The 7,147-nt window shown below is 61.8% G+C and carries 6 protein-coding genes; 4 read left to right on the top strand and 2 right to left on the bottom strand.

Features of this window, described 5'->3' with window-relative positions:
• Positions 1-58 precede the first annotated feature (58 nt).
• A complete protein-coding gene (locus tag B8784_RS14230; protein WP_143435501.1) occupies positions 59-442 on the bottom strand; it encodes a hypothetical protein in 384 nt (127 codons plus the stop codon).
• Between the two features lie 361 nt (positions 443-803).
• Between B8784_RS14230 and B8784_RS14225 the strand changes: the two genes are divergently transcribed.
• Positions 804-1,589 (top strand): lipid A-modifier LpxR family protein, encoded by a 786-nt coding sequence (locus B8784_RS14225; RefSeq protein WP_158085690.1) that lies wholly within the window; start codon positions 804-806, stop codon positions 1,587-1,589.
• An 81-nt stretch (positions 1,590-1,670) separates the two neighbouring features.
• On the opposite strand, the gene B8784_RS14220 is transcribed toward B8784_RS14225, so the two are convergent.
• Positions 1,671-2,855, bottom strand: a complete 1,185-nt coding sequence (locus B8784_RS14220; RefSeq protein WP_084398604.1) for an acyltransferase family protein — start codon at positions 2,853-2,855, stop codon at positions 1,671-1,673.
• 176 nt (positions 2,856-3,031) lie between these two features.
• Here B8784_RS14220 and B8784_RS14215 point away from each other — a divergent pair, with 176 nt between their 5' ends.
• The 3 genes from B8784_RS14215 (at position 3,032) to B8784_RS14205 (ending at position 7,145) form a co-directional block, all read left to right on the top strand.
• Positions 3,032-4,114, top strand: a complete 1,083-nt coding sequence (locus tag B8784_RS14215; protein WP_084398603.1) for a lipid A deacylase LpxR family protein — start codon at positions 3,032-3,034, stop codon at positions 4,112-4,114.
• Between the two features lie 118 nt (positions 4,115-4,232).
• Positions 4,233-5,258 carry a ribonucleotide-diphosphate reductase subunit beta gene (locus tag B8784_RS14210; protein ID WP_084398602.1) on the top strand — a complete coding sequence of 342 codons (1,026 nt, stop codon included), beginning with the start codon at positions 4,233-4,235 and terminating at the stop codon, positions 5,256-5,258.
• Positions 5,259-5,366: 108 nt separating this feature from the next.
• Positions 5,367-7,145 carry an EAL domain-containing protein gene (locus B8784_RS14205; protein ID WP_084398601.1) on the top strand — a complete coding sequence of 593 codons (1,779 nt, stop codon included), beginning with the start codon at positions 5,367-5,369 and terminating at the stop codon, positions 7,143-7,145.
• Positions 7,146-7,147: the final 2 nt, after the last annotated feature.

The following is a 7,147-nucleotide window of genomic DNA, read 5'->3' as shown; positions in this document are numbered from 1 at the left end:
GGGCCGGTGTCCGCCTGGGCGGACACCATCCCGGCCATGACGGCCAGGAGGGCAGGGCTCAGAACTTTGCGAAACACGTATTGAAGGAGTTTTCCGCGGCGATGGACATGTCCGCACGGACCTGCTCCAGACCCTTCTTCAGCGTCTCACCCTCGCGGATCGCGCGTTCCATAAGCTTCGCATCGGCCACTGGCATCGGATCGCCGCTATAGGAAGAGTCCTCATCAGACCAGAGCGGCGTGGTGATCCGCCCGGCGAGGCATTCGCAGGTGTCGAGGCTGTAGGCATAGTCGCCGGCCGCTTGCGAGCGCTCGACGGCGGCCGGGCAGGCGGCCATGGCGCGCGCCTGGATATCCTCGAGCCTTTCGGGTTGCGAACTGGCGCAGGCCGCCGCCAGCAGGCCCGCCGGAAGGCCCATGAAAATGGCTTGGATAGCTCTCATTTCGTCCCCTCACACAAACCGTGTGAAGAAGGCTTAGCGAGCGAATCAGAGCCCGACAATGCGCGTGAGACGCGAGGGCCCAGGAAAAAATTTTGTTACATTAACTTGCAGAAACCGTCTTTGGTGGCCTGAAAACTGTAGTTTTTACAGCGGCGGGAACCTTCTTGCAGAACAGGAATTATTTCTATGCAGGTTAAACATGAATTTCGCTGAAGCGACTCGGAAGCTTCAGATCTTCATGGTAAGTTAAAGATACAGACGGACGCTTTGACACACGGTCAATTTGACACAGGGATCGAAGCGTTCAGGGCTCATGAGAGGCGTCGAAAAAGGCATGCTGCTGTCAGTATCAGCTCTTGCAATGATCGGTTGTCAGGGATGTGAGAGCGTTCCGGAGCTAAGGTCCTATGCGCCGGTCAACCGGTTCGAGATTTCCCAGGGCGACTCCGCCGAGCCGCTCCCGCTTGTCGACACGCAGGCTACCGCATCGCTGACGCAAGGCCAGACCGCCAATACGCCGGGCCTGGCCATTCATCCCGAATTTTCCGTCGCGCCGCAGATCAGCGAGAAAGATCTCGACCTGGTCTATGACGGGCCGCGCAACCTTTCCTCGCTGCGCTTCTCGGGCTCGGCGGCGATTGTCGATTTCCGCGGCATGCGCAAGGCGACCAACCTCGGCAGCCCCGTGCGCCCCATCCGCGATTTCGATGCGACGCTCGCTTTCTCGGCGGCTGATTCGGAAACCGGTCTCGGTTTCGATGTCGGCGTCGTGCCGCGCATCAGCGTCACCAAGGACGGCAATTTCAAGCAGCGCCGCGTTGGCGGTGAGATCCGCATCGGTCAGAATTTCGACCAGCGCGGCGAGCGTGTCGACGCCAAGAGCTGGTATCTCTTCGCCGGTGCCGATGGCGAAGCGCTCGTCTACGAGCCCTATCGCGACCGCGAATTCACCGAGAGCATGGCGCTGCGCGACCAGGTCACCGTCGGTGACATGCAGGCCGGTGTCTCCTTCACGCGCGGCCCCGGCCAGTTGTCCATCAGCTATATCCGCCGCGAGGTCGAATATAATGAGCGCGGCAGCGGCGGGAACGTCAAAGGCCAGGAAGATGAGGATTTTGCCGGCATCAGCTTCACGCTGCGCCACTAGCCGGCCATCGCTCCGCTCCGGGCTGCAGCCCTCGCGTCATCCCAACCCTAACATTGTCACACCGTGGCCCGCCCCGAGGGGTCAGGCCTGATTCCGGCTGGGCGTGCGGAAGGTCTTTTCGGTGGCCTTCCTGTACTGGCTCGGCGGGATGCCGTTGAAGATGAAGCTTAGCGTCTGGCTGCGGGAGATGATCACCGCGCAGCAGAAGCTGAAGGACAGCGTCAGGGCCGTAATGACCAGGAACTCCACCACGGGCGGCCAGTGAATGGCCCGGAAGGCGACGCCCAGCAGGACGGCGGTGGCGAAGTGGAAGAGGTAGACCGAATAGGAATGCTTCGAGATGAATTGGACCCATTTCTGCGGACGGGCAAAGACCGATTCCAGCCCGGCGATGAGCACCGTGCAGATGGCCACGCCCAGCCCGTTCTTGATGATCGCCTCGAAGACCTTGAGTTCGAAGCTTTCGGCCGATGACAGCGCCACGAAGACCAGGATGAAGAAGATGACCAGCGAGGTCCGCAGCCATGTCGCCTGCATCAGGCGCCGGCGCAGCGTGTCGCTATAGCCGATCATCAGGCCCAGCATGATGGCCGGAAAGTGGACGAGCAGCCGGTTGAAATTCAGGATGCCGATCAGCGGGCGCTCGCTGCCGAAATGCTCGTCGACGACGAAGCTGAGCGTCTGTGCGACGGTGCGCCAGACACAGACGACCGCGATGACGAAGACCCAGCAGGCGAAGTCGCCCGGGATCGCGTTGACCGCCGAGGTCAGCCCGCGCAGGAGCGGATCGTAGATGCGGGCCTTGTAGGCCAGCCAGATCAGCCCGCTGAAGATCAGCAGGGTGGGCAGGAACCAGAGATGGCCGAGCCAGCGCGAATCCACCACGAGCAGGTTGGAGAGATAGTCGCCGCCAAATATGTCCTGGGCAGCCACCACGCCCTGATCGGCTGCCAGCGTCCCGGCCAGAATGGAGAAGGGGCCGAGCAGGAGCAGGCAGCTGATGAACGGGATGCCGAGGCGTTCGAGCCGGACCCACATCCACTGGTCGATGGAGCGGCTCTTGAGGTAGCGGATGGTCAGCCAGCCGGAAATCATGAAGAAGCCGGTCATGGAATAGATGCCGAGCGCGCCGGACACCCAGGTCATCAGCAGGCTCTTGTCGTCGGATTTGACGAACCAGTCGGGCTGCGTCGCATACAGGGTGGCCACGTGATATGGCACGACCTGAAGCAGCAGCATGGCGCGCAGTGCGTCGAGATGGTGCATCCGCCCGCTGCCGGACGATTGTGCAGCTGTCGATGATTTGGAGGACAAAACTGAGCGCTTCCCTTTTGACCGGTGTTTCTGCTTGCCCAGTCAGCGCAAAAAACCGTCTTCTGAACACGCTAGTCTGTCTGCATGTTCAGGAGACGCACACTGGCTGATCGTTTAGGGCAGGACGCATGCGAATTTCATACCAGACCTCACAAGCAGCCTCTGTCCGGCGAAGCGCGCGGGCGGCCGGTCTGCTTTCTGTCGCACTTGTTGCGGGTGGCACGCTCGCTCATGCCCAGGCGCCGGGCCCGGAAGCGCCCGCCGAAGAGGCCGGTCCGGAGGCTGACAAGCCGTCGCGCGGCGTGTGGTCGGTAACGTCCGAGAACGACCTGTTCGGGGGCACGGACCGCAATTATTCCAACGGTGTACGCATCGAGCGGGTCTCGCCGGCCAACAAGGTTTCCCCCTGGCTGAAATGGGCCGCCGACAGCGTTCCCTTCATCGACATGTCGCGCAAGGATCTGCGCCAGGGGCTCGCCCTCTCGCATGCGATCTTCACGCCTGAGGACATCTCGCAATCGATGCCCGACCCGACCGACCGGCCCTATGCCGGCTGGCTGTATCTCTCCGGGACCGCGATCGCCTCCGACAAGAACACCCAGGACATCCTGCAGATCAATCTCGGCGTGGTCGGCCCGTCGGCGCTGGGCGAATTCGTCCAGACGAACTGGCACGACATGATTGAGGAACAGCGCCCGATGGGCTGGGATTACCAGCTGAAGGACGAGCCGGGCATCGAGATCATCGCCCAGCGCATGGCCCTGTTCGACGGGCCTGAGCTGCCGCTCGGCCTGGAGACCGATTTCGGCGCCTATGCCGGGGGCGCGCTCGGCAATGTGCGCACGTATGGCGGCACCGGCCTGGTCGGGCGAATCGGCTGGGACCTCGAATCGGATTTCGGTCCGCCGCGAATCCGCCCTGCGCTCACCGGTGCGGGCACCTTCTCGCCCGAGCAGACCTTTGGTGCCTATCTCTTCGCCGGGCTCGACGGGCGGGTCGTGCTGCGCGACATCTTCCTCGATGGCAACACCTTCAAGGACAGCCGCAGTGTCGACCACCGCAACATGCTGGTCGGTGACATGCAGGCCGGCGCGGCGGTGCATGTCAGCAATGTGCAGCTGGCCTTTACCTATGTGCACCGCACCGAGGAATTCCGCCGTCAGGACGGCGCGCAGAAGTTCGGCGCGGTCTCGGTGTCGATTGCCTACTGATCCACAGGGGCGTCATTGCCTGTGGATTTTTGTTAACCCTCAGCGGATATATCTTGCGTAGGAAAGCGCATTTTGGCACCATATATGGTGTGCTGATGACCAAGAAGGGGTACCGATCATGGCAGACGGTCTCATCAAGACTCCCGGCCTCCTGACGCCGAGCAAGGCTTACAAGCCTTTCCGCTATCCGTGGGCCTATGATTTCTGGAAGATCCAGCAGCAGGTTCACTGGCTGCCGGAAGAGGTTCCGCTTGGCGAGGACTGCAAGGACTGGTCGAACAAGCTCACCGACAAGGAACGCAACCTGCTGACGCAGATCTTCCGTTTCTTCACCCAGTCGGATGTCGAGGTCGGCGCCAACTATATGGAAAACTACATGCCGCTCTTCAAACCGGTTGAAGTGCGCATGATGCTGTCGGCCTTCTCCAATATGGAGACGATCCATATCGCGGCCTATGCCCTGCTGCTCGAGACGATCGGCATGCCGGACAGCGAGTTCTCCGCCTTCATGGAATATGAGGAGATGGCCGCCAAGCACGACTATCTCGGCCAGTTCGGCTGCGACACGGAGAAGGACATCCTGACCTCCATGGCCGTCTTTGGCGGCTTTACCGAGGGACTGCAGCTGTTTGCCTCCTTCGCCATGCTGATGAACTTCCCGCGCTTCAACAAGATGAAGGGGATGGGCCAGATCGTGTCCTGGTCGGTGCGCGACGAGTCGCTGCACTGCGAGGGCATGATGAAGATGTTCCACGCCTTCGCCGAGGAGACCGGCGCGCTGACCAAGGATGTGAAGGACAATATTGCCGATTGCTGCCAGACGGTGGTGAAGCTGGAAGACAAGTTCATCGAGCTTGCCTTCGAGGCCGGCGAGGTCCAGGGCATGACGCCGGACGACATCAAGCAATATATCCGTTACATCGCCGACTGGCGCATGGGACAGCTGAAGCTCGATCCGATCTATGGCGTCGACAAGCACCCGATCCCGTGGCTCACCGAAATCCTCAACGGTGTCGAGCATGCCAACTTCTTCGAGGCCCGCGCAACGGAATACTCCAAGGGCGCAACCCAGGGCGAGTGGCATGGCGATGACGGCGTCTGGTCGATGTTCGACAAGCAAAAGCGTCACGTCGCGGCTGAGTGAAGGTTTTGTGAAATCTGTAGCGGTTGCTACGATTCATGAGGTCGCGTTGAGCACATTTTAAGAGCCTCCTGCCTATTCATCGCATCCGGGGTGAACCGGGAGTGCTGAATGATCTGTGCGGCCATTGAAATTGAGCGGGCACCCGTCATCGGGCCGGACGAGCCGTGCCGGGTGGCCGACGAGATCTTTCGCAACCTGCCGCTCGTGCGCTGCATCGTCGTCGTCAGCGACGAGATGAAGCCGATCGGGCTGGTCCCGCGCAGCGAATTCCTGCTGCAGCTTTCCCAGCGGTTCGGCCGGGCCCTCTATGAGAACCGCCCGATCCGCCATGTCATGCTGACCGGCCTGCTCAGCGTGCCGGAGTCCTGCGAATTCGACGATTTCGTGCGCACCAGCTTCATGTCCTCGGAACAGGACCTGAATGACTGTTTCGTGCTGACCGATGATGAGGGCCATTATCGCGGCATCAGCACCGGTCGCGCGGTCATGTCCGCGCTGCTCGACCGTCAGGGCGGCCTGCTGCAGGATCTCTCAAGGAGCCAGACGCAGCTGGTCGAGGCCAATGAGCGTCTCGGCAAGGAGGTGCATGAGCGCCGCCTGGCCGAGGAAGAGGCCGTCCGGGCGTCGAACCGCGATCCGCTGACCGGCCTGTCGAACAGGGCGCCTTTCGTGAAAGCGATCAGCAAGCGGATCAATACGGGTGTCCCTTTCAGTCTGATCTTCATCGATCTCGACGGCTTCAAGACGCTGAACGATGTCTATGGGCACCTCGCCGGCGACGAAGCGCTCAAGACGGTCGCGGCGCGGATCCAGTCGACCGGGGGTCCGGCCGTGTGTGCGCGCTTCGGCGGCGATGAATTCGCCATTGTGCTCGACGGCGAGCATGACGAGGCCGGCGACTGGGACATCGCGCAGAGTCTTCATGAACGGGTCACGGAAGGCTTTGTGTACGACAATATCACACTTCGCGCGGGCGCCTCGGTGGGGCTCGCCCGGTTTCCCGACCATGCCAGTGAGCCGAGCGGCGTGTTGCAGGCCGCCGACATGGCGATGCTGCGCGCCAAGCGGGAAGGGGGCGGCGTGCGCATCTATGATCACACGCTCGATGCCAACAGCCGGAGCACGCGCAGCCAGCTCAACGAACTGACCGCGGCCATCCAGTCAAAGGCGCTCATCCCGTTCTTCCAGCCGGTCTTCGATCTCGGTTCGATGCAGCCCGTGGTTTACGAGGTTCTGGCGCGCTGGCCGGGGGCGGAGATGCCGCTTGGCCGGCCGGATCATTTCATCCCGCTGGCTGAGCGCGAAGGGCTGATCGATGATCTGTTCTGGCTGATTTTCTCGAAGGCGTGCCACAAGGCGCTGAGGCATGATGAGACCGTCAGCCTCGCCATCAATGTGTCGGCCCGCCAGCTCCAGAGCGAGACCTTTCCGGCGCGCCTGCTCGGCACGATCGAACGCTTCGGCATGTCGCCGAGCCAGTTCGAGGTCGAGGTGACGGAAACGGCGATGATCGCGAATGAAAAGCTGGCCGATACCGCGCTGCGTCAGCTCGCCGGGGCGGGGCTCTCAATCGCGCTGGATGATTTCGGCACCGGGTTTTCGTCGCTGTCTCTGCTGCACAAATTTTCGTTCAGCAAGCTGAAGATCGACCATTCCTTCGTGCGGCGCATGACACAGGATGCGCGCTCGCGCGATATTGTGGAATCGACCATTCTCATGGCGGACCGGCTCGGCCTTCAGACGGTGGCGGAAGGCGTCGAGGACCAGGAAACGCTTGAATTCCTGCACAGGATCGGATGCGACCTGGTCCAGGGGTTTCACCTCGCCAGTCCGCAGCCGGAATTCCACGCAGAGCCGCGCGGCGAACGCCTTACAGCCGTCGCCTGAGC

It is taken from the genome of Henriciella aquimarina, assembly GCF_002088975.1.
Classification (GTDB): Bacteria; Pseudomonadota; Alphaproteobacteria; order Caulobacterales; family Hyphomonadaceae; genus Henriciella; species Henriciella aquimarina.
This window is presented reverse-complemented; position numbering and strand designations above follow the sequence as displayed.

What these genes read in the sequence shown, in the direction of transcription:
- B8784_RS14205 (WP_084398601.1), top strand. Translation starts at nt 5,367, where the DNA reads ATGATCTGTGCGGCCATTGAAATTGAGCGGGCACCCGTCATCGGGCCG.
- B8784_RS14225 (WP_158085690.1), top strand. Translation starts at nt 804, where the DNA reads ATGATCGGTTGTCAGGGATGTGAGAGCGTTCCGGAGCTAAGGTCCTAT.
- B8784_RS14215 (WP_084398603.1), top strand. Translation starts at nt 3,032, where the DNA reads ATGCGAATTTCATACCAGACCTCACAAGCAGCCTCTGTCCGGCGAAGC.
- B8784_RS14210 (WP_084398602.1), top strand. Translation starts at nt 4,233, where the DNA reads ATGGCAGACGGTCTCATCAAGACTCCCGGCCTCCTGACGCCGAGCAAG.
- B8784_RS14220 (WP_084398604.1), bottom strand. Translation starts at nt 2,855, where the DNA reads ATGCACCATCTCGACGCACTGCGCGCCATGCTGCTGCTTCAGGTCGTG.
- B8784_RS14230 (WP_143435501.1), bottom strand. Translation starts at nt 442, where the DNA reads ATGAGAGCTATCCAAGCCATTTTCATGGGCCTTCCGGCGGGCCTGCTG.